18 protein-coding genes and 1 pseudogene are annotated in these 19,854 nt (G+C 71.0%); 9 read left to right on the top strand and 10 right to left on the bottom strand.

Annotated features, from left to right (window positions below; genetic code table 11):
- Positions 1-28: 28 nt before the first annotated feature.
- Positions 29-323: pseudogene (locus tag MUY14_RS14900) on the top strand (IS630 family transposase); the annotation flags it as partial.
- On the opposite strand, the gene MUY14_RS14895 reads toward MUY14_RS14900, so the two are convergent.
- The 3 genes from MUY14_RS14895 to MUY14_RS14885 all read right to left on the bottom strand — a co-directional run bounded on the left by MUY14_RS14895 (position 320) and on the right by MUY14_RS14885 (position 3,316).
- Positions 320-1,288 carry a YdcF family protein gene (locus MUY14_RS14895; RefSeq protein ID WP_247023598.1) on the bottom strand — a complete coding sequence of 323 codons (969 nt, stop codon included), beginning with the start codon at positions 1,286-1,288 and terminating at the stop codon, positions 320-322. The pseudogene MUY14_RS14900 and the gene MUY14_RS14895 overlap by 4 nt on opposite strands.
- A gap of 73 nt (positions 1,289-1,361) precedes the next feature.
- Positions 1,362-2,885, bottom strand: coding sequence for a catalase (locus tag MUY14_RS14890; protein WP_247023597.1), 1,524 nt, complete (start codon positions 2,883-2,885; stop codon positions 1,362-1,364).
- On the bottom strand, positions 2,882-3,316 hold the full coding sequence (locus MUY14_RS14885; RefSeq protein WP_247023596.1) for a Fur family transcriptional regulator: 435 nt from the start codon (positions 3,314-3,316) through the stop codon (positions 2,882-2,884). Before MUY14_RS14885 ends, MUY14_RS14890 begins: the two co-directional genes overlap by 4 nt.
- 103 nt (positions 3,317-3,419) lie before the next feature.
- On the opposite strand from MUY14_RS14885, the gene MUY14_RS14880 reads away from it, so the two are divergent.
- Positions 3,420-3,773 (top strand): DNA polymerase ligase N-terminal domain-containing protein, encoded by a 354-nt coding sequence (locus tag MUY14_RS14880; RefSeq protein ID WP_247023595.1) that lies wholly within the window; start codon positions 3,420-3,422, stop codon positions 3,771-3,773.
- 327 nt (positions 3,774-4,100) lie between these two features.
- Here MUY14_RS14880 and MUY14_RS14875 read toward each other — a convergent pair whose 3' ends face one another.
- From MUY14_RS14875 to MUY14_RS14850, 6 genes are all read right to left on the bottom strand, one after another.
- Positions 4,101-4,847: a DUF998 domain-containing protein gene (locus MUY14_RS14875; RefSeq protein ID WP_247023594.1), complete on the bottom strand. Its 747-nt coding sequence runs from the start codon at positions 4,845-4,847 to the stop codon at positions 4,101-4,103.
- Between the two features lie 142 nt (positions 4,848-4,989).
- The gene (locus tag MUY14_RS14870) at positions 4,990-5,856 is read right to left on the bottom strand and encodes an NAD(+)/NADH kinase (RefSeq protein ID WP_247023593.1); all 867 of its coding nucleotides are present in this window, start codon (positions 5,854-5,856) and stop codon (positions 4,990-4,992) included.
- Positions 5,857-5,889: 33 nt separating this feature from the next.
- On the bottom strand, positions 5,890-7,365 hold the full coding sequence (locus MUY14_RS14865) for an NAD(P)/FAD-dependent oxidoreductase (protein ID WP_247023592.1): 1,476 nt from the start codon (positions 7,363-7,365) through the stop codon (positions 5,890-5,892).
- Complete coding sequence (locus tag MUY14_RS14860; protein WP_247023591.1) at positions 7,362-8,225, bottom strand: SDR family oxidoreductase; 864 nt, start codon at positions 8,223-8,225, stop codon at positions 7,362-7,364. The genes MUY14_RS14865 and MUY14_RS14860 overlap by 4 nt, the downstream gene beginning before the upstream one ends.
- Positions 8,226-8,292: 67 nt before the next feature.
- Positions 8,293-9,183 (bottom strand): alpha/beta fold hydrolase, encoded by an 891-nt coding sequence (locus MUY14_RS14855; RefSeq protein WP_247023590.1) that lies wholly within the window; start codon positions 9,181-9,183, stop codon positions 8,293-8,295.
- Entirely contained in the window at positions 9,180-10,484 is a 1,305-nt protein-coding gene (locus MUY14_RS14850) for a cytochrome P450 (RefSeq protein ID WP_247023589.1), read from the bottom strand. Before MUY14_RS14850 ends, MUY14_RS14855 begins: the two co-directional genes overlap by 4 nt.
- Positions 10,485-10,563: 79 nt before the next feature.
- Between MUY14_RS14850 and MUY14_RS14845 the strand changes: the two genes are divergently transcribed.
- The 3 genes from MUY14_RS14845 (at position 10,564) to MUY14_RS14835 (ending at position 12,742) form a co-directional block, all read left to right on the top strand.
- Entirely contained in the window at positions 10,564-11,190 is a 627-nt protein-coding gene (locus MUY14_RS14845) for a TetR/AcrR family transcriptional regulator (RefSeq protein WP_247023588.1), read from the top strand.
- 54 nt (positions 11,191-11,244) lie between these two features.
- Positions 11,245-12,288 carry an alcohol dehydrogenase catalytic domain-containing protein gene (locus MUY14_RS14840; RefSeq protein WP_247023587.1) on the top strand — a complete coding sequence of 348 codons (1,044 nt, stop codon included), beginning with the start codon at positions 11,245-11,247 and terminating at the stop codon, positions 12,286-12,288.
- A 70-nt stretch (positions 12,289-12,358) separates the two neighbouring features.
- Complete coding sequence (locus tag MUY14_RS14835) at positions 12,359-12,742, top strand: hypothetical protein (RefSeq protein ID WP_247023586.1); 384 nt, start codon at positions 12,359-12,361, stop codon at positions 12,740-12,742.
- A 37-nt stretch (positions 12,743-12,779) separates the two neighbouring features.
- On the opposite strand, the gene MUY14_RS14830 is transcribed toward MUY14_RS14835, so the two are convergent.
- Positions 12,780-13,751: an SEFIR domain-containing protein gene (locus tag MUY14_RS14830; RefSeq protein ID WP_247023585.1), complete on the bottom strand. Its 972-nt coding sequence runs from the start codon at positions 13,749-13,751 to the stop codon at positions 12,780-12,782.
- Between the two features lie 181 nt (positions 13,752-13,932).
- On the opposite strand from MUY14_RS14830, the gene MUY14_RS14825 reads away from it, so the two are divergent.
- From MUY14_RS14825 to MUY14_RS14810, 4 genes are read left to right on the top strand one after another with little or no spacing between them, the layout of a single operon-like run.
- Positions 13,933-14,496, top strand: a complete 564-nt coding sequence (locus MUY14_RS14825; RefSeq protein ID WP_247023584.1) for a TIR domain-containing protein — start codon at positions 13,933-13,935, stop codon at positions 14,494-14,496.
- A 3-nt stretch (positions 14,497-14,499) separates the two neighbouring features.
- Positions 14,500-16,116, top strand: coding sequence for a KGGVGR-motif variant AAA ATPase (locus MUY14_RS14820; RefSeq protein WP_247023583.1), 1,617 nt, complete (start codon positions 14,500-14,502; stop codon positions 16,114-16,116).
- Complete coding sequence (locus MUY14_RS14815) at positions 16,113-16,766, top strand: hypothetical protein (RefSeq protein WP_247023582.1); 654 nt, start codon at positions 16,113-16,115, stop codon at positions 16,764-16,766. Before MUY14_RS14820 ends, MUY14_RS14815 begins: the two co-directional genes overlap by 4 nt.
- Complete coding sequence (locus MUY14_RS14810) at positions 16,766-19,828, top strand: ATP-binding protein (RefSeq protein WP_247023581.1); 3,063 nt, start codon at positions 16,766-16,768, stop codon at positions 19,826-19,828. The genes MUY14_RS14815 and MUY14_RS14810 overlap by 1 nt, the downstream gene beginning before the upstream one ends.
- The last annotated feature ends 26 nt before the right edge of the window (positions 19,829-19,854 follow it).

Here is a 19,854-nt window from a genome sequence, read left to right as displayed (position 1 = left end):
GGTCAGTGTCTAAAGTGCCGTGATGCCGACCCACGACTACGTGCGCCATGGCACCACCACCCTGTTCGCCGCCCTGAACCGGCCACCGGGTCGGTGATCGCCCGGCACCACCGACGGCACCGGCATCAGGAGTTCCTGAAATTCCTCACGACCATCGACGCCAACACCAGTGCCTCCTGGCTCACCGAACTCGAAACCGATGTCGAGGCTGGATCGGCGCCTGGAACAAGGACCCCAAGCCCTTCGTCCGGACCAAGACCGCCGACCAGATCCTCGACACTCTCGCCGCATACTGCCAACGAATTGACGACTCAGGACACTAGGCCGTGAACGCCAGCACCAAGCCGGTGCCGGCGATCGCCGCGCACGCCGCGATCGTCGTCCGGCGGTAGTGGAGGATCAGCGCCGCGAACTCGCGCAGCAGCGCGCTCGGCAGGAAGTACCGCGCGGTCGGCGACCCGGTCGCGTGGAACGGCAGGTGCAGCCGGCGGCACTCCACCGCGGCCCGGAACACGTGGTAGCTGCTCGTCACCGCCACCACCCGGTGGGCGTCGCGCGGCAGCAGCTCCGCCGAGAAGCGCAGGTTCTCCTCGGTCGTGGTGGCCCGGTCCTCGCGGCGGATCCGCTCGGCCGGGATCCCGCGCTCCCGCAGGTAGGCGTGCATCGCTTCGGCCTCGGTGACCGTCTCGCCGGGGCCGCACCCGCCCGAGACCACCAGCAGTGGCGGCTCCGGTTCCCGCGCGGCGAGCCGGAGCGCGCGATCGAGCCGCCCGGCCAGCAGCGGCGGCACCCGATTCCCGGCCAGGCCGCAGCCGAGCACGATGATCGCGTCGATGCCGCCCCGCCGTCCGATCCGGCTGTACACCGCGGAATACACCAGCAGCGACAGGAACAGGAACCCGAAGTAGCAGGCGAGCGCGGCCGCGATGCCCACCAGTGCCGAGCCCCACCGCCCCAGCGGGACGAAGAACAGCGCTTCCAGCGCGAGGAGGCCGACACCGAGGCCGAGCGACAGGAGGTTCCCGGTGCTGCGCCCTTCCCGCCGCCACATCTGGATGCCGTTGACGACCAGCGCGACCGGCAGCACCAGCGCGCCGAGCACCACCGCGGCGCCGGCCACCGCCACCAGCACCGGGGTTTCCCGCAGCAGCCACAGCGCGGTCAGCAGCAGCGCGACGCCGAGCCAGACGGCGTTGCCGAGCCGCCGCGGCTCGCGCGCCAGCCGCACCGCGAACACGAGGAGCGCCACCGCGGCCGCGACCGGCAGCACCCCGCCGGCGACGTTCACTCGGGCCTCCTTGGCTGTTCCCCCGCGCGGAGGTCCAACCTAGCCCGTGCGCCGCCGCCGGCTCCGGGGAGGGCTAAGCCTTGCGCTGCATGCTCGAGCGCGCCGGGTTGCCCTGGTCGGCGGCCTTCGGGTCCTTCTCGTCCTGCTTGGCGCGCACACCGGACTCGATCCGGTCGCCGAGATCCTTGTCGACGTTGCGCCAGTAGTCGAAGGCGCGCGTCAGCACCGGCTCGCCCACGCCGTTGAGCAGGTGCCCGACGATGTTGTCGACCAGCCGCGCGCGCTGCTCGTCGTCGAGGACTTCGCGGACCATCGTGCCGGCCTGGCCGAAGTCGTCGTCGTCCTCGCGCAGCGCGTAGGCGGTGCGGACCATGTCGCCGTCGGTGTGCCAGCCCGCCGGAGTGCCGTAGCGGGCGACGTCGGCGTGCGGGCCGCCCTTGGAGTTCGGCGCGTACACCGGGTCGGACACCTTCGTGTACCGCATCGCCCCGTCCTTGCTGTAGCTGTGGACGGGCGCGACGGGCGCGTTGACGGGCAGCTGCCGGTAGTTCGCGCCGATCCGGTAGCGGTGTGCGTCCGGGTAGGAGAACAGGCGGCCGAGCAGCATCTTGTCCGGGCTGGCGCCGATGCCGGGCACCAGGTTGCTCGGCTCGAACGCGGCCTGCTCGATCTCGGTGTGGTGGTCGGTCGGGTTGCGGTCGAGCGTCATCCGGCCGACATCGATCAGCGGGTAGTCGCCGTGCGGCCACACCTTCGTGAGGTCGAACGGGTTGAACCGGTAGGTCTTGGCGTCGTCGAACGGCATGACCTGCACCTTCAGCGTCCAGCTCGGGTGGTCGCCGCGCTCGATCGCCTCGTACAGGTCGCGCGTGTGGTAGTCGGTGTCGGCCGAGGCCATCTGGTCGGCTTCGTCCTGGGTGAAGCACTCCACGCCCTGGTCGGTCTTGAAGTGGTACTTCACCCAGAAGCGTTCACCCGCGGCGTTGACCCACATGTAGGTGTGGGAGCTGTAGCCGTTCATGTGCCGCCAGGTCCGCGGGATGCCGCGGTCGCCCATCAGCCACGTCACCTGGTGCGCCGACTCCGGCGACAGCGTCCAGAAGTCCCACTGCATGTCGTGGTCGCGCAGGTTGTTGTCCGCGCGGCGCTTCTGCGAGCGGATGAAGTGCTGGAACTTCAACGGGTCCCGGATGAAGAAGACCGGGGTGTTGTTCCCGACCATGTCGTAGTTGCCTTCGCTGGTGTAGAACTTCACCGCGAAGCCGCGCGGATCGCGCCAGGTGTCGGGGCTGCCCCGCTCGCCGGCGACGGTGGAGAAGCGGATCAGCAGGTCGGTCTTCGTCCCCGGCTGGAACACCGCGGCCTTGGTGTACGCGCTGACGTCGCCGGTCACCTCGAACCGCCCGAACGCGCCGCTGCCCTTCGCGTGCGGCTGGCGCTCCGGGACGCGTTCGCGGTTGAACTGCGCCATCTGCTCGATGAGGTAGCTGTCCTGCAGCAGGATCGGACCGTCCGGGCCGACCGTGAGCGAGTGTTCGTCGCTCTCGACCGGGATCCCGGCGTCGGTGGTGGTCGGTTCGGGAGGGGACTGCGTCATCGCGGTGTCTCTTTCCGCGGAGTGGCGCGGCAGCCGGGGCAGACGCCCCAGAACACCACTTCCGCTTCGTCGATCAAGAAGTCGTGCGCGTCGTCCGGGGCCAGGCACGGTGCTTCGCCGACCACGCAGTCGACGTCTTCCGTCAGCCCGCACGAGCGGCACACGACGTGGTGGTGGTTGTCCCCGGCCCGCCGTTCGAAGCGGGCGGGGTGTCCGGGCAGCTCGATCCGCCGGATCAGGCCGGCTTCCGTGCACGCGCCCAGGACGTCGTAGACGCCTTGGGTGGAAACCGAACCCAGCACCGAGCGGACTCCGGTGCCGATTTCGTCCACTGTGGAGTGAGGATGACCGGCCAGCCACGCGAGCACCGCCCGTCGCGGCTGGGTGACCCGCAGACCGGCGGCCCGCAGCGCGGTGGTCACATCGCTCATGCCCCCACCGTGCGCGCTTCTTCGGAACGAGTCAAGTCCACGGATGGTCTGTTTGAGGCCATGGAAAACGGGTAGGAGCGGGGATTTCTGGCATCGTGGTGGGGTGAGCGAGCGACCGGCTTTCGTGCTGCATGAGCACTGGCGGCCGCGGCACCACTTCGACCTCCGCCTGGAGGAAGACGGCGTGCTGCGGTCGTGGGCGGTGCCTCGGGGTCTGCCACCGGACACCCGCGGCAACCGGCTCGCGGTCGCCGTCCCCGATCACGCGCTCGACCACCTCGGGTACGAGGACGAGACGAAGAAGGTCGCCGACACGGGGTGGTGGGAGGAGCACGACCGGACGGAGAAGCGGATCTTGTTCACGTTGCACGGGCGGACGTCGTCGGTGCGGTACGCGCTGATCCGGACCGAGCGCGACTGGCTGCTGCACCGGACGCGGGAGCAGCCGGAGGCGTAGCGAACGACGGCCTTTGTGCGACTTCCCCGCGTGCTGACTTCAGTCCTGCCGGGGCTGCGCGAGGTGCGCACCCCGATCGCCAGCGGGTTCGCGTGGCTGCTCGCGGTCGCGGACCCCTTGCCGGAGAGCCGTTCTCTGCAGCGCGCCTTCGCGGCGCTGTGGGACCTGGGCGCCTACGTGGGCAAGGGTGGCCTGCTGGTCGTGGTGTCGTTCGCGACCTACCTGGTCGAGGGCGTTTCTGGAGGTCGATCCGCTGCACTTATGGGAGCACAGCGGGCTCTTCCGGCAGGGCGTCCGCTGCGCGATCCGGTCGCGGGAAATCATCGTTCAGGTCGTCGTCGCGGAGGTCGTCACGTCCCGGTTCCTCGGCAACCTCGGCCAGCCGGACAACGGCGAACCCGCACCCGCCTGAACCGGGCGCATCGCGCGGTGCGCCCACTGCCCGAGCACCGCCAGCAACGCGATCTCCAACACCATCATCAGCCGCTCCACCAGGCCCGTCGCCACCGTCGGCAGGTGGCCGCCCAGCACGACGTTCACCGCGAACGGGACGATGAACGGCAGGTAGAACGGGATGGCCGCCAGTGCCAGCCGCCGCGACCAGGCCGCGAACCGGCGCCAGCGCGGGTCGTCGCGGTGCCGGTGGCCCAGTGCCCAGCCGACCACCGGCAGGCTCAGGCACGTCACCGCCGACGCGTACAGGTGGATCTTGCCCGTCGCCGTGATCGCGCCGCCCTGCGGATCCTTCGCGAACACCGCCACCGCCAGCAGGCTCACGCACCACAGCGCCTTCGCCGCCACCAGGGCTGGGTTCGCCAGCAGGCCGCGGCGGTACAGCGCGACCAGCAGCAACGCCGAGCCCGTGCTGGTCAGCAGCAGCGCGCCGTCCCACAGCCAGCGGCCCGGGCTCAGCGCGTAGTCGCTGAGCATCGTGCTCACCGGGTCGAGCGGCGCCACCCGCCGGTCGAGGTGCAGCACGGCCAGGAGCACCACGGCCCCGGCGAAGGCGGCCAGGGCGCCGGGGACGAGCAGCCGGGCGCGCAGGGACGGGCGGGCGGGTGAAGGGCACAGCATGCGGGGAAACACTCCGGGACGGCTCGGCTGGTTCAGGCGAAGTCGCGGACGCTACCCGTGACCATTCCGTGATCCAAGCGCGACACACCCGAGATGTGACCCAGGTCACCCAGGCGGAGCTTTCGTAGGGAAAGTGACGTCCTCAGAGCTCGCCGTCGCCGGGGATCTCCGCCGAGTCCGTGAGCCGGAGCTTGCGCCGGGCGCGCTGGTAGAACGTCGTCATGCCGAGCCGGACCACCCGCGCCGCGCTCGGGCGGGCGCTCAGGTCGAGGCGGTCGCCGGGGGAGACGTAGCCCTCGACCTGGCCGTCGACCTCCACCGCGAGCCGCCCGCTGGTCGGCAGCAGCTCCAGCGTCACCTCGTCGTGCACCGAGAGGACGATGCCCCGGCTGTACGCCGAGTGCGGCGCTGCCGGCGTGACCAGCAGCGCTTCGACCGACGGGCTGGTGATCGGCCCGCCGGCGGAGAAGCTGTACGCCGTCGAGCCGGTCGGGGTCGCCACGACCACCGCGTCCGCCGAGTAGCTCACGAACTGCTGCCCGCCGACGCGGACCGCGACCACCGCGCTGCCGTCGCCGGGCACGCGCACCACCGCGATGTCGTTGAACGCCGTGATCCGCCGCCCGGCGAGCACCGTGTCCACGGCCAGCCGCGGCTCGACCGTGAACTGGTGGTCGTCGATCGCCGAGAGCGCGCCCGGCAGGTCCGGGACGTCGACCTCGGCCAGGAAGCCGAGCTTGCCGAGGTTCACCCCGAGCACCGGCGCGCGCTGCCCGTCGGCCAGCCGCATGGCGCGCAGCATCGTGCCGTCGCCGCCCAGGCTGACCACGAGGTCGGCGCGCCGCCCGAGCTCTTCGGGCGTCACGCCGATCGCGGCGCAGTCCAGCCGGACGATCTCGTCCTCGATGCCGAGGATTTCGATCCCCCGGTTGCCCGCCCAGCCGAGCACGGCTTCGACGGCGGCCGCCGAGTCGCGGCGGGGGTGCAGCACCAGTCCCGCGGAGTGCATGTCAGCGGCCCCGGGCGGGGGCGGTTCCGAGCGTCATGCGCCCAGTCTGCCCGCTCCCGCCCGCCGTCGCGAGAACCGCAGCGCGCCGTCGTCGATCCGCCCGTGCCGGAGCTTGACGACGTCGTGCGCGTAGCTCATGCCCAGCTGCCACGGCGCCCGCGAACCCGCCTTCGGGAATTCGTCGATCGACCGCAGCACGTACCCGGCGTCGAAGTCCAGCAGCGGCCGCTCGGTGACCGCCGGGTCGTCGTTGACCGGCACGGCCTGGTCGTGCCCGGTGCGGTCGAGGTGGCGCAGCAGCCGGACGAAGTACTCGCCGACCAGATCGGCCTTGAGCGTCCAGGACGCGTTCGTGTACCCGATCGTGAAGATGAAGTTCGGCACCCCGCTGAGCATCATGCCCTTGTAGGCCATGGTTTCCGGCAGCTTCACCGGGTCGCCGTCGACGACCAGGTCGATTCCGCCGAAGGCCAGCAGCTTCAGCCCGGTGGCGGTGACCACGACGTCCGCTTCGAGCTCGTCGCCCGATTCCAGCCGGATGCCGTGCTCGGTGAAGGAGGCGATCCGGTCGGTGGCGATCGAGGCGTCGCCGCGCTTGATCGAGCGGAACAGGTCGCCGTCCGGCACCAGGCAGAGCCGCTGGTCCCAGGGCTGGTAGCGCGGCTTGAAGTGGGTGTCGACGGCGTACCCGGGTGGCAGCTGCTTCATCGCGGCCTTGCGGATCATCGCCTTGACCACGCCGGGGCGGCGCCGGCTGAGCTGGTAGATCAGCGTGCTGACGGCGACGTTCTTCCAGCGCGCGATCGGGTACGCCAGCTTCGGCCCGAGCAGCCGGCGCAACCGGTTCGCCAGCGCGTCCTCCGACGGCAGCGAAAGGATGTAGGTGGGGGAGCGCTGCAGCATCGTCACGTGCCCGGCGCGCTCGGCCATCGCCGGGACGAGCGTCACGGCGGTCGCGCCGCTGCCGATCACGACGACCTTCTTGCCGGTGTAGTCGAGGTCCTCGGGCCACTGCTGGGGGTGCACGACCGTGCCGCCGAAGTTCTCGAGGCCCGGGAACTCCGGCGTGTGGCCGCCCGCGTAGTCGTAGTAGCCGCTGCACAGGTAGAGGAACTTCGCGGTGAACTCGACGGGCTTCCCGTCGTGCACCGCCTCGACCGTCCACAACGCGTCCTCTGTGGACCATTCGGCGCGGACCACCTTGTGCCCGAACCGGATGTGCCGGTCGATCCCGGCGTCGGCCGCGGTGTCGCGGACGTAGCGCAGGATCGACGGGCCGTCCGCGATGGCCTTCGCGTCGGTCCACGGCCGGAACCGGTAGCCGAGGGTCTGCATGTCCGAATCGGACCGGACGCCCGGGTAGCGGAACAGATCCCAGGTGCCGCCGATGGCGTCGCGGGCCTCCAGGATCGCGTACGTCTTGCGCGGGAACGCCGTGCGCAGGTGGTGGGCCGCGCCGACACCGGACAGCCCGGCGCCGACGATCAGGACTTCGACGTGCTCGGTCATCGGACGGCCTCTTTCCGCCGCGGGCGCCTCATCACACGCGAAAGCACGGCGTTGTAGTGGGTGGGGGTGATGCGGGCCAGCGCGTCGAACAGGTAGGCGTCCGGGCCGACCAGGATGCGGGCCTTCCCGCGGTCGACGCCGGCGTGGATGATCGCGGCCGCCTTGTCCGGCGAGGTCATGGTCATGGCCTCGAACTGCGCGGCCATCTCCTCGCGGCTGCGGCCGAGCCCGGCCGGATCGCGGCGCACGCGGGCGTTGCGCGCGATGTTCGTCGTGATGCCGCCGGGGTGCACGGTGATCGCGCGGACCGCGGAGCCGTGCAGTTCCTGCCGCAGCGACTCGGTGAAACCGCGGACCGCGAACTTCGCCGCGCAGTACGCGCTCTGGTTCGGCATCCCGAGCAGGCCGAACACGCTGGAGGTGTTCACGATCGCGCCTTCGCCCTGCTCGACGAGGATCGGCAGGAACGCACGCGTGCCGTGCACGACGCCGTGGAAGTTGATGTCGTGCAGCCAGTCGTCGTCTTCGGCCACCGCGTCCAGCACGCTCGAGGTGACCGCGACCCCGGCGTTGTTGAACACCGCGGCCAGCGGCGCCGGGAGCCAGTCCCGCACTTCGGCGGCGAAGCGGAGCTGGTCTTCGGCGTCGCGGACGTCGAGCACCCGGGTCAGCACCCGGCCGTGCAGGGCGGCGGCGGTCGCCTTCAGGCCGTCCGCGTCGACGTCGGCCAGCGCGACCGGCGAGCCGAGCCGGGAGAGCCGGGTGGCCAGCGCGCGGCCGATGCCGGAGGCCGCGCCGGTGATCACCACCGGCCGGCCGGTGAGGCTGTGTCGTTTGCGTGCCGATCCGGCGGCAGTCACGGCGGAAACCGTTGCCTCGTGCGGATCGGCTGCGGACCGTTTCCGTCTGCTTTCGGTCGGATCGGCACTACGGGGCCGTGACATCGCTGCTCCTCGCGTGCTTGTCGATGAGGTCGAGGATCGTGGGCCACGCGCCTTCGGGCAGGTCGTGGCCCATGCCGGCGATGGTTTCGCGGCGGGCGCCGCGGATCGCGCGGGCGGTCGCGCCGCCGCCGGTGGGGTGGACCATCCGGTCGCGGTCGCCGTGGATCACCAGCGTGGGCGCGGTGATCTTGCGCAGCAGCGGGGTCCGGTTGCCGGACTTCATGATCGCGGCGAGCTGACGGCCGACGCCGCCGGCCGTCGGGTCGCGGTCCCAGCCCGTCCCGGCCGTCTCGCGCACCCAGGCTTCGTCGAACGGGAAGCCGTGCGACCCGATGTGCCGGAACATCCGGACCGCGCTTTCGACGGCCTCTTCGCGTGACTTCGGCGGCTTCGCACCCATCATCCGCAACGTCGAGAGCGCGGGACGGCCGAGCAGGCGCGACCCGGTGGTCGACATGATCGACGTCAGGGTGCGGATCCGGTCCGGGTACCGCGCGGCGACGGTCTGGGAGATCATGCCGCCCATCGAAACACCCGCGATGTGCGCGGTTTCGAGGTCCAGGGCGTCGACCAGGCCGAGGGTGTCGGCGGCCATGTCGAGCAGGTCGTACTGCTGCTCGGGGAACCGCCCGGCGAGCATGCCGGCGAGGCTCGGCGGCCGGAAGCGCGGGTGCGTCGAGCGCCCGGCGTCGCGGTTGTCGAAGCGGACGACCTCGAAGCCGCGCTCGGCGAGCTGCGCGCAGAAGGCGTCCGGCCAGCTGTGCAGCTGCTGGCCGAGGCCGGCGACGAGCACCAGGGGCTCGGCGCCGGTGTCCCCGATCCGTTCGTACACCAGGGAAATGCCCCGGCCGACGTCGGCGGTCTGTTCGGTCACGAATCTCCTCCGGTGCTCCGGCGGCGCACGATGGCGCGGCCGCCCTTGGCGGGGGCGTAGGCCACGCCCCGCGAGTGCCGGCGTTCGCCGGGCTCGGTCGTCGGCACGAGCGTGAAGTCCCGCAGCAACGTCCGCACCACGACGGTCATCTCCATGGTGGCGAAGGCGGCGCCGAGGCAGCGGCGGGTGCCTCCGCCGAACGGGATCCACTGGTAGAGATCCGGGCGTGCGCCTTCGAAGCGGTGCGGGTCGAAGGTGGCCGCCTGCGGGAAGACGGCGTCGTCGTCGTGGACCAGCGCGATGCTGACCAGCACGTTGTAGCCCTTCGGCAGCGTCCAGCGGCCGAGCCGGAAGCCGTCCTGCTTGACCTGGCGGGCGGTGAGGTCGATGACCGGACGGCTGCGCTGGACCTCGAGGATGGTCGCGTCGAGGAGCTTCCCGTCGTCCGCCTCGAGTCCGGCTTCGAGTTCGGCCAGCAGCGCGGGGTGGCGGCGAAGGCGTTCGACGGCCCAGGCCAGCGTGATCGCCGTGGTTTCGTGCCCGGCGGTGAGCAGGGTGAGGAGCTGGTCGGCGATGTCCTCGCGGGTGAGCCCGGAACCGTCGTCGTAGCGGGTCTGCAGCATCATCGCGAGGACGTCGTCGCCGTCCGGGCGGGCCTTGGCGATCAGCCGGTCGACGATCGCGTCGTACTCGCGGCGCATCCGTTCGAAGCGGCGCCACGGGTTGAAGCGGCCCTTCTTCGGGATCGGCAGGACGGCCAGGCGCGACCCGAGCGTGACGAACGGCGGAAGCAGCTCACGCAGCTGCGCGAACTCGGCCCCCTCGGCGCCGAACACCGCGCGGAGGATGGCGTTGAGCGTGATCCGCATCATCGACGGCAGCGTGGCGAAGGCTTTCCCCTCCGGCCAGCTCGCCAGCTCGCGGACGGTTTCTTCCTCGACGATCCGCTCGTAGGCGGCGAGGCGGCGGCCGTGGAAGGGCGGCACGAGGAGCTTGCGCTGCCGTTTGTGTTCGTCGCCGGAGAGGGCGAATAGCGACCGCGGCCCGAGCACGCGGCCGAGGTTGACTTCGAGGTTGTCGACGAGGTCGGGGCCGGCGGTGAAGAGCTGCTTGATCTCGGCGGGATTGGCGAGCACGACGGCGTTGCCGAAGATCGGCACGTCGACGGTGAAGGCGTCGCCGTAGCGCTTTTTGAGCCGCCGCATGCCCCGCAACGGTTGGGTGAGCGCGTAGGCGCCCTGGACGGCGCGGGGCACGGCCGGCCCCGGCGGCAGCGTCGCGGGGCGTGTCATGGTCGTCATCGACCCTCCCGGAAAGGTGGTACGCGACCGTACCGTCGGTACGGTACGCCGGTGTACCATCCGGTTTCAAGAGGAAGGGGTGACCGCTGTGGACGTCGACACCCGCCGGCACCGCCAGCGCCTGCTGGACGGCCTGGCCGCGTCGATCACCGAGACCGGCTTCCGCGACACGACGGTGGCCGACGTCGTCCGCCGCGCCCGCACCTCCCGCCGGACGTTCTACGAGCACTTCTCGAGCCGCGAAGAGTGCCTGATCGCGCTGCTGGCCGACGCGAACCGCGCGATGATCCAGCAGATCTCCGACGCGGTCGACCCCGCCGCGCAGTGGTCCCTGCAGGTGCGCCAGGCGATCGAGGCGTGGATCGCGTGCGCGGAGTCCGAGCCGGCGATCACGCTGAGCTGGATCCGCGACGTCCCGGCCCTCGGCGCCGCGGCCCGCGACCTGCAGCGCGACGCGATGGAGGGCTTCATCGCGATGACCCAGCGCCTCACGGACACGGCGTCGTTGCGCGCGGCGGGGATCAGCCCGCCGTCGCGCCAGGTGGCGGTGATCCTGCTGGGCGGCCTGCGCGAGCTGATCGCGACCACGGTCGAGGACGGCGGCCGCGCGGGCGACGTCACCGAGGTGGCGGTGCGGGCGTCGATCGCGCTGCTGGGGCCGGACGTGTCTCGAATTGCGACAGCCGGGCCGGTTTCCGGGTCCTAGCGTCGGAACCGGCCGGGCCCGGACGTCTGAGCCGGGCGGCCGACGGAGGCGACGATGAAGGCGCTGGTCTACCACGGTCCGGGTGCGAAGGCCTGGGAAGACGTCCCGGACGCCGCCGTCCAGGAGCCGACCGACGTGGTCGTGCGCATCGACACCACCACGATCTGCGGCACCGACCTGCACATCCTGCAGGGCGACGTCGCCGCGGTCACCGGCGGCCGGATCCTCGGCCACGAAGCGGTCGGCACGGTGACGGCGATCGGGGACGCCGTGCGCGCGTTCGCCGTCGGGGACCGGGTGCTCGTGCCGGCCATCACCCAGTGCGGGCGCTGCGAGTACTGCGGGCGCGGGATGCCGTCGCACTGTCAGACGGTCGGCGGGATCGGCTGGATCTTCGGCCACCTCATCGACGGCACGCAGGCCGAGCTGGTGCGGGTGCCGTACGCGGACACGTCGCTCTACGCGGTGCCGCCGGAGGTCACCGACGAACAGGCGATCTTCCTCGCGGATTCGCTGCCGACGGGCTACGAGGTCGGCGTCCTGGCCGGCCGCGTCCGCCCGGGCGACACGGTGGCGGTGGTCGGCGCCGGCGCGGTCGGCCTGGCCGCGATCCTGACGACCGGGCTCTGGGGCGCTGCGAAGGTGATCGCCGTGGATTCCGACAAGTTCCGCCTGGAGAAGGCACTGGAGTTCGGCGCGACGGACGCGTTCGAAGCCGGCCCGGACACCCGCGCCGATGTGCTGGGCCTGACCGACGGCCTCGGCGTGGACGTGGCGATCGAAGCGGTCGGCTACCCGGAAACCCTGCGCACGGCGGTCTCCCTGGTCCGCCCGGGCGGGCGCATCGCGAACATCGGCGTCCACGGGGTGCCGGTCGAGCTGCCGATGCAGGAGATGTGGATCCAGAACCTGACCCTGACGATGGGCCTGGTCGACACGGTCTCGATCCCGACGCTGCTGAAGATGGTGGCGTCGGGCCGCATCCCGGCCGAGCGCATGGGCACCCACCGGTTCACGTTCGGGGAGGTGGAGGAGGCGTACGAGGTCTTCGCCAACGCGGCCGCGAACTCGGCGTTGAAGGTGGTCATCACCCCGTGAGCGGCTAGGCGAGTAATGCGTAAGTCCGGGTGGTGACCGGAGGTGGACGAAGGGTGTCCAAGATCTGTTTGTGACGACGGACCTGAACATCCTTCTCACCGCACTCCACGTCAAGATCGACGACCACCTCACCGGCCGGCGCCTCCGAGGCCCGCTGGCCGGCTGGGCCAAGTGCGGCTTCTGCCGTTCACACTCGCGATGGTTCTGGGGCCTGCGGCTGCACCTGGTCTGCACCCCGGCCGGACTGCCGATCGTCTGGGCGCCGGCCGGCCCGACGGTCGACGAGCGGCAGGTGCTCATGGCGATCTGCGACCACTACCTCGCCGAGTGCGGGGTCCGGCTGATTCGTCCGTCCTACCGCAACCGCAAGCCCGCGTCGCCCGACGCTTCCTGGCCCTTACCGCCGCCATCCGGCACAACCGCGCCGCCAGCCGGCCCATCACCCGATCCCTGACCGCTTACGACCACTGACCGAATTACGCATTACTCGGCTAGGTCATGGTGGGGTCGCCCAGCGCGAGCTCGGGCGGCCGCCCCGGCCGGGTGACCACGACGGCGGCCGACCCGAACGGCGACGTCGCGGCGCCCGGGCGGGACATCTCCACGCGCAACAGGCGCGCGCCGGTGACGTCGAGGTCGATGGCGGCCGGCTTCCCGGCGGTGACGTCGTGCTGGGCGCGCGGGGTCCCGTCGAGCACCACCCGGACCCGGCCGACCTGGAACTCGTCCCTGGCGTCGTCGGGGACGCCCGCGACGGTGCTGAACCGCTGGTAGTTCCCGCCCAGCTCCAGTTCGACGAACCCGGTTCCGGTGGCCGTCGGCGACGTCGGCCGCAGCACGATGCTCTCCTCATAGTGCGTGCCGCCGATCGACGCCGGACCGCGGCGGACGCCGTTGCTGGCGCACAGCCACGGCAGCTCGCCCGCGGGCACTTCGCGGGGCTCCCGGGTCCCGCCGAGCCAAGTCCCGCGGCGGGGCATCGGGTACTGGCCCTGCCCGGTGATCGCGGCGATCAGGTCGGCGACGCCGGCTTCGGTGAACTCGTCGATCGAGTACCTCGTCGTCGAGTACGCGTTGAGGAAGGCCGGGATCTCGTCGATCGAACGGCCGGGGAGGACGACGGGCAGCACGCGTTCGGTCTCCCGGCGCAGATCCCGGGTGAGGTTGTCGCGGATGATCGCCGTTTCGAACTGGGACCCCCGGCCCTCGTGCGGCATCGCGGTGCCGTCGGCGCGGCGCTTGTAGTCGGGGGAGGCGACGACGAGGATGAAGTCCGCCTTCTCCAGGTTTTCGGTGGCCCACAACGACCAGTCCCGGCGCCTGTTGTCGTACCAGGCGTCGAGGTGCACGTCCAGGCCGATCCCGACGCGCAAAAACGACGCGAAGCGGTGCACGAGTTCCTTGTGCTCTGGGGTGTCGTGCGCGTAGGTGACGAACACCCGGGGCGCTTCACGGTCGGTCATCGGCAAAACGATTATCCGCCGGTTCGGCGTTTGTCAAGGTTTTCGAGTGGGCCGGAGATATTGTCCAGTGGTGGCCAGGTACTGGCATGGTTCTGTCCAGTTTCCCGCCTTTCCCGGCCGCTCCGGCCCGGCCTAGGATGGCCGTTGCCTGGTGGGGAGCGGTGAAGGAGCGAGCGCACGCGTGTACGAGTACGACGTGTTCATCAGCTACCAACGCACCGGCCGGGACATTTCCGCGTGGGTGAAAAACCATTTCCACCCGCGGCTCTCGGAAGTGCTCGACAACAACCTCTACCGCGACGCGCGGATATTCTGCGACGACCGCGTGCCCACCGGGACCAGCTGGCCGGTCGAATGGCGCACGGCGTTGCAGCACACCCGCGTCCTGGTTCCGGTGTGCTCGCCGAAGTACTTCCGCGACGAATGGTGCCTGGCGGAGTGGTACTCCATGGCGAAGCGCGAGGAGCTGACCGCGGGGCCGCTGATCTACCCGGTGATCTTCTGCGACTCCCGGAACTTCCCGGACTGGGCCCACGAGCGGCGCATGCGCGACCTGCAGCAGTGGAACCACCCGTTCGAGCACTTCCAGCTGGCGCCGGCGTACCTCGAGTTCAACCACAAGATCGCGGAAATCGCCAAGGAACTGGAAGAACTCATCGAACGAGCGCCGGATTGGCGGGCGGACTGGCCGGTGCTGACCCCGGCTCCCGAGCCGTCGAAGCCGGCGCGGATGCCGAGGTTCTGACGGATGCCGGGTTCGGTGTTCACCTTCTACTCCTACAAGGGCGGTGTCGGCCGCAGCTTCACGCTGGCCAACATCGCCGTCCTGCTCGCCCGCTGGGGCCACCGGGTGCTCTGCCTGGACTGGGACCTCGAAGCGCCCGGGCTCGTCGACTACTTCCGGCCGCAGCTGCCGGGAAAACCGCGCGGTGGCGTGGTGGACCTCGTGGCGGACTTCCAGGCCGGCCGGTTCGCGCCGGGCGCGCACGTCACGCGGCTGCGGGGCGCCCGCGCGCTCGACTTCATCGCCGCCGGGAGCGAAGGGCCCGGGTACATCGGCCAGGTCCAGGCGATCGACTGGGACGTCCTGTACGACGAGGGGTTCGGCGAATACCTCGAGAAGTGCCGGGAGCAGTGGACCGCGGACTACGACTTCGTCCTCATCGACAGCCGCACCGGGATCTCCGACATCGGCAGCATCTGCACCGCGCACCTGCCGGACCACCTCGTGCTGCTGTTCACCGCGAACCGGCAGAGCATCCGCGGCGCGATGGAACTCGCGCGGCGCGCGGACGTGGCGCGGAACCTGCTGCCGTTCGACCGGTCCCGGCTGACCGTCCTGCCGGTCCTGTCGCGCTTCGACAACCGGGAGGAGTACGGCCGGTCGGAGGAGTGGCGGCGGATCGTCCTCGGAGAGACGGCCGAGCTGTACCGGACGTGGCTCGACCAGGGCGTCGCGCCGGAGACGATGTCCCGGCACCTGACGCTGCCGTACGTGTCGTATTGGAGCTTCGGCGAGCAGCTGCCGGTGCTGTCGGAGAAGACGCCGAGCGCGGACCAGATCGGGTTCGCGCTGGAGACGGTCGCGGCGGTGATCGCGTGCCGCTTCGACCGCACCGACCTGCTGGCGGAGAACCGCGACGCGTACGTCGCGGCGGTGCGCGCGAGCCGCCACGAGTTCACCCACGAACTGCGCGTCAGCATCCCGCGCTCGTCGGTGGGACCGGCGGCCGAGCTGGTCGCGGAACTGGAGAAGCTGGACGTCCGGGTCGTGAAGTCCCTGTCGGGCGACCGCTCCCTGCTGTCCAGGGCCGCGGACGACGCGCGCCACCTGTGCCTGGTCGTCGACGGCAAGGTGAGCCGCTGGCAGTCGGCGGAGGTCGAGCTGTTCCTGCACCGGACGCTCGGCCAGGACCGCCGGGTCATCCCGGTCCTGACGTCCGGCACGGAGGCGGCCGGCTTACCCGGCTACGTCGGCAACCTGCGCTACCTCCGCCTCGGCGCGCGGGGCCCGGCGGAGGTGGCCCGCGACCTGGTCGGCCAGCTGCGCGGCTTCACCCCGCTGCTCGACGCGGTCGACGTCGCCGAAGTCCTGCACCAGGCCCGCGACGCGCATCTGCGCCCGTCCCGCTGGGACCTGGTCGACGAGCTGATCGAGGGCCTCCGCGCCGCGATCGGCGCCGGCGACGACGCCCGGGCCAACGACCTCGCCGCCGACCTGGCGGTGGCCACCCGCACCCGCCCCCCGAACGGCGACGTCCGCGACGGCGCCCCCCTGCCGACCCGCCACGCGATCGAGTGGCTCCTGCGCCTCCTCGAAACCCGCGCGAAAACCACGACGCAGCACCGGAAGGATCTCGAATGACGGACCGCTTGGGACAGAAGCAGACCGCGGCGATGTTCACGCTGATGGTGCTGGGCCGGGAGGTGTCCAACCAGGAGCTGGAGGAGGTCGTGGGGTTCACCCTCACGGGCACCGAACGCACGGGGCTGAACAAGCTCGGCTACGTCGACAGCGACAGGACGGGCCCCAAGCGGAGTTTCGTGCACGAGCTGAGCGAGAGCGGCTGGGCGTGGTGCGAGCAGGAACTGACGATGGGCGGTCCGCCGCCGCAGCGGGGCCAGAGTCCGCTGGCCGCGGCGCTGTACGTCATCCTCGGCGGGCTGGACGGCTTCCTGCAGCGCGAGAAGCTCCGGCTGGCCGACGTCTTCACCGAGGGCGAAGCCGTCCCGGCTGCGACGACCGTGTCGGGCGGCAGCCTCGAAGACCGGATCCGCGTCGCCTACCGCGAGCTCGTGAAGGAGCCTCGGGGCTGGGTCGGCCTGGTCGACCTGCGGCCGAAGCTGGGTGCACCCGCGGCGGAAGTCGATGCCGTGCTGAAGGAACTGAGCCGCGCGGGAGAGGTGCACCTGGTCCCGGAGGACAACCGCAAGGCGCTCACCGCGGCCGACCACGAAGCGGCGATCCGCATCGGCGGCGAGGACAACCACTTCGTCGCGTTCGAGGCGTCGTGATGGACGAGCTGAAAGCACTGGCGACGCTGAGCTTCGACTGGGCGGACACCCCCGACCACGTCTGGCGGGATTCGCCGTACCACGTCGAGGGCTTGCACGCCGATGCGCTCGCCGCACTCGACACGGGGATCCGCGATGCGGTGACCAGCGACGGGCCCAGCCCGATCGGGCTCGTCCTGCGCGGCTTGAAGGGGGTCGGCAAGACCCACTTGCTGGGCCTCGTCCGGCGTCAGGTGCACCGCGCGCGGGGGTACTTCTTCCTCGACGACGTCACCGCCGCCGAGGCGTTCTGGGAAAACACGGCCGAGGCGCTGCGCCGTGGGCTGACCCGGCCGGACGATTCGGGTGAGTCCCAGCTGAAGCGGTTCCTGCTGCGCGTGTGCCTGCGGGCGCACGTCGCCGCCGAGGTCGAGGGGCGGATCCGGCGGGGGCGCGGGCTGACGGTGGAGGACGTCGAGGCGTTCGTCGACGGGGTGGCTTCGCTCGACGAGATGGTCGCCGACGAATGCGGGGACACCGCGCGAGCCCTCGTGCTCATCGCCAGCCGGGACCGCGGCGCCAAGTACATCGGCGAGGACTTCCTCGACGGCGACGCGGAGCTTACGTCGGAAGCCCGGCAGTGGAACATCTACTCGAGGCCGAAACCGTCCCGCGTCCTCGTCCAGGAAATCACGCGGCTGCTCGCCCTCACCGGGCCGGTCGTGATCGCCGTCGACCAGCTCGACACGCTCGTCGCGCGGTCGACGCAGGGCATGCTCGGCGAAGGCGTCGGGGACGACCTGCTCGTGGCGCAGATCGCCGACGGGCTGATGGGTCTGCGGGAGGTCACCCACAAGACCCTGACCGTGCTGGCTTGCCTGCCGTCGACGTGGGAGCAGATCAAGACCAAGGCGGCGGGAACCGTCCCGGATCGCTTCCGCGAATCGGTGATGCTCGGCCGGATCACCCACGCCGAAGTCGGGCGGGCGCTGGTCGAGAAACGGCTGGGCGTCGCCTACCAGGCCATGGAGTTCACCCCGCCCTACCCGAGCTGGCCCGTGGCGCCCGAGGCGTTCGACGAGCCGTGGGAGCAGTGGACACCGCGTGAGCTGCTGAAGCGGATCGGCGCGCACATCGACGCGTGCCTGCGCAGCGGGCAGGTCAGGGAACTCTTTTCCTTCGACGAGAAGACCCCGGTGCCGGTCGCGCCCGTGCGCACGGCGGTCGAGAGTGACCGGTTCGCCGAGCTCGACAGTGAATTCGAAAAGCTGCAAGCGGAAGCCGATCCCGGGAAGCTGCTCGCCGAGAAGAGCGTCGACAAGGCCATGCCCGATCTCCTCTCCGCCGCCCTTCGGTGCTGGGTGACCGAAGTCGGGGATGACGACCTCGAGTGGTCGTGCGAGCGGCAGAACGCCCGCAGCGAGGTGCACGCCTGGCTCACTCGGACCCTCGACGAGGCCGCCGACCTCCAGGAGCACTGGGCCTTCCGGGCGATTCCCGCACGGGATCCGCGGGCCGCGCTGAGCCGGTTCCGGAAGGCGCGGTCCGCCGCGGGGCAGCGGCAAGGGGCGGACAACCGGCACCTCGTGATCCTGCGGGACGCCTGGGGAAAGGGCGCGAAGACGCGGGAAGAGGTGGACAAGTTCACGACCGCGGGCGGCAAGACGATCCCGCCGAGCGCGGCCGACGTCCGGATTTTCTGGGCTCTGGACAAGATGCTCGCCAACGGTGGCCGGGAACTGCATGAATGGCTGATCGACCGACGGCCCGCGAGCCGGTCCGAGTTGTTGTCCGCCGTCTTGCCGGAGAAGCCGTCGGGGCAGCCTGCCGAAGGGACCCATCCGCCACCGGCCGACGGGGAGATCACGCTCGGGACCGTCGTCGGGTCGGGGGAGCCGGTGCGGGTCGAGCTTTCCGCGCTGCGCAAGCACGCCGCCGTCTTCGCGGGGTCCGGGTCCGGGAAGACCGTGCTGCTCAGGCGGATCGTCGAGGAGTGCGCGCTGCTGGGCGTCTCCGCGATCGTCCTGGATCCCAACAACGACCTCGCCCGCCTCGGTGACGCCTGGCCGACGCCGCCGGAGAGCTGGGGGCCCGACGACGCCCAGCTCGCGAAGCGGTACCTCGCCGAGACCGACGTCGTCGTGTGGACGCCGGGACGGGCGACCGGGCGGCCGCTCGCGTTCCAGCCGTTGCCGGACTTCGCCGGCGTGCTCGACGACTCCGACGAGTTCGCCGCCGCCGTCGAGGTGGCCGTCGCGACCCTGGCTCCGCAAGCGCGGCTGACCGGGAGCACCGCGAAGACCAACATCGGGCTGGCCGTGTTGCGGCAGGCGGTCGTCGAGCACGCGAAGACCGGCTCGCGAAGCCTGCCCGAGCTGATCGAGCTGCTGACCGATCTGCCCGAGGACGTCAGCAACCTCAACGACGCCAAGCGCATCGCGGCCGGCCTGGCCGAGGTGCTCAAGGCGGCGATGGTCAACGACCCGCTCTTCGCGGGTGGCGGCGAGCCGGTCGATCCGGGCGTGTTGCTGACTCCCGCGGACGGCAAGCGGGCCCGCGTCTCGGTGATCAGCTTCGTCGGGCTGCAGGCGGACGAGCAGCGGCAGAACTTCGTCAACCAGCTGCAGATGGAGCTGTTCGCCTGGATCAAGCGCAACCCGGCGGGGGAGCGGCCGCTGGGGGCGTTGTTCGTGATGGACGAAGCCCAGACGATGGCGTCGTCGGGGAGCCTCACGGCGAGTACGCGCAGCACGATCGTGCTCGCGTCGCAGGCCCGCAAGTACGGGCTGGGGCTGCTGTTCGCCACGCAGGCGCCGAAGGGGCTGCACAACCAGGTCGTCGGCAACGCGATGACGCAGTTCTTCGGCCGGTTGAACAGCCCGGCCCAGATCGCGGCGGCCAACGAGCTGGCCCGGGCGAAGGGGAGTCCGGTCGCGGACATCTCACGGCTGGAGCGCGCGCAGTTCTACGTGGCGGGGGAGGCGTTCGGGTTCCGCCAGGTGGCGACGCCGCTGTGCCTGTCCCACCACCCGGCGAGCCCGCTGCGGCTGGAAGAGGTGATCGCCCGGGCGCGGGACGAGTGAGGCGTGTCGATTGGGGCGGAGTTCGT

This window comes from Amycolatopsis sp. FBCC-B4732 (assembly GCF_023008405.1).
Classification (GTDB): Bacteria; Actinomycetota; Actinomycetes; order Mycobacteriales; family Pseudonocardiaceae; genus Amycolatopsis; species Amycolatopsis pretoriensis_A.
Note: the sequence above shows the minus strand (reverse complement) of the source record. Positions and strands in the feature narration are given on the sequence as shown.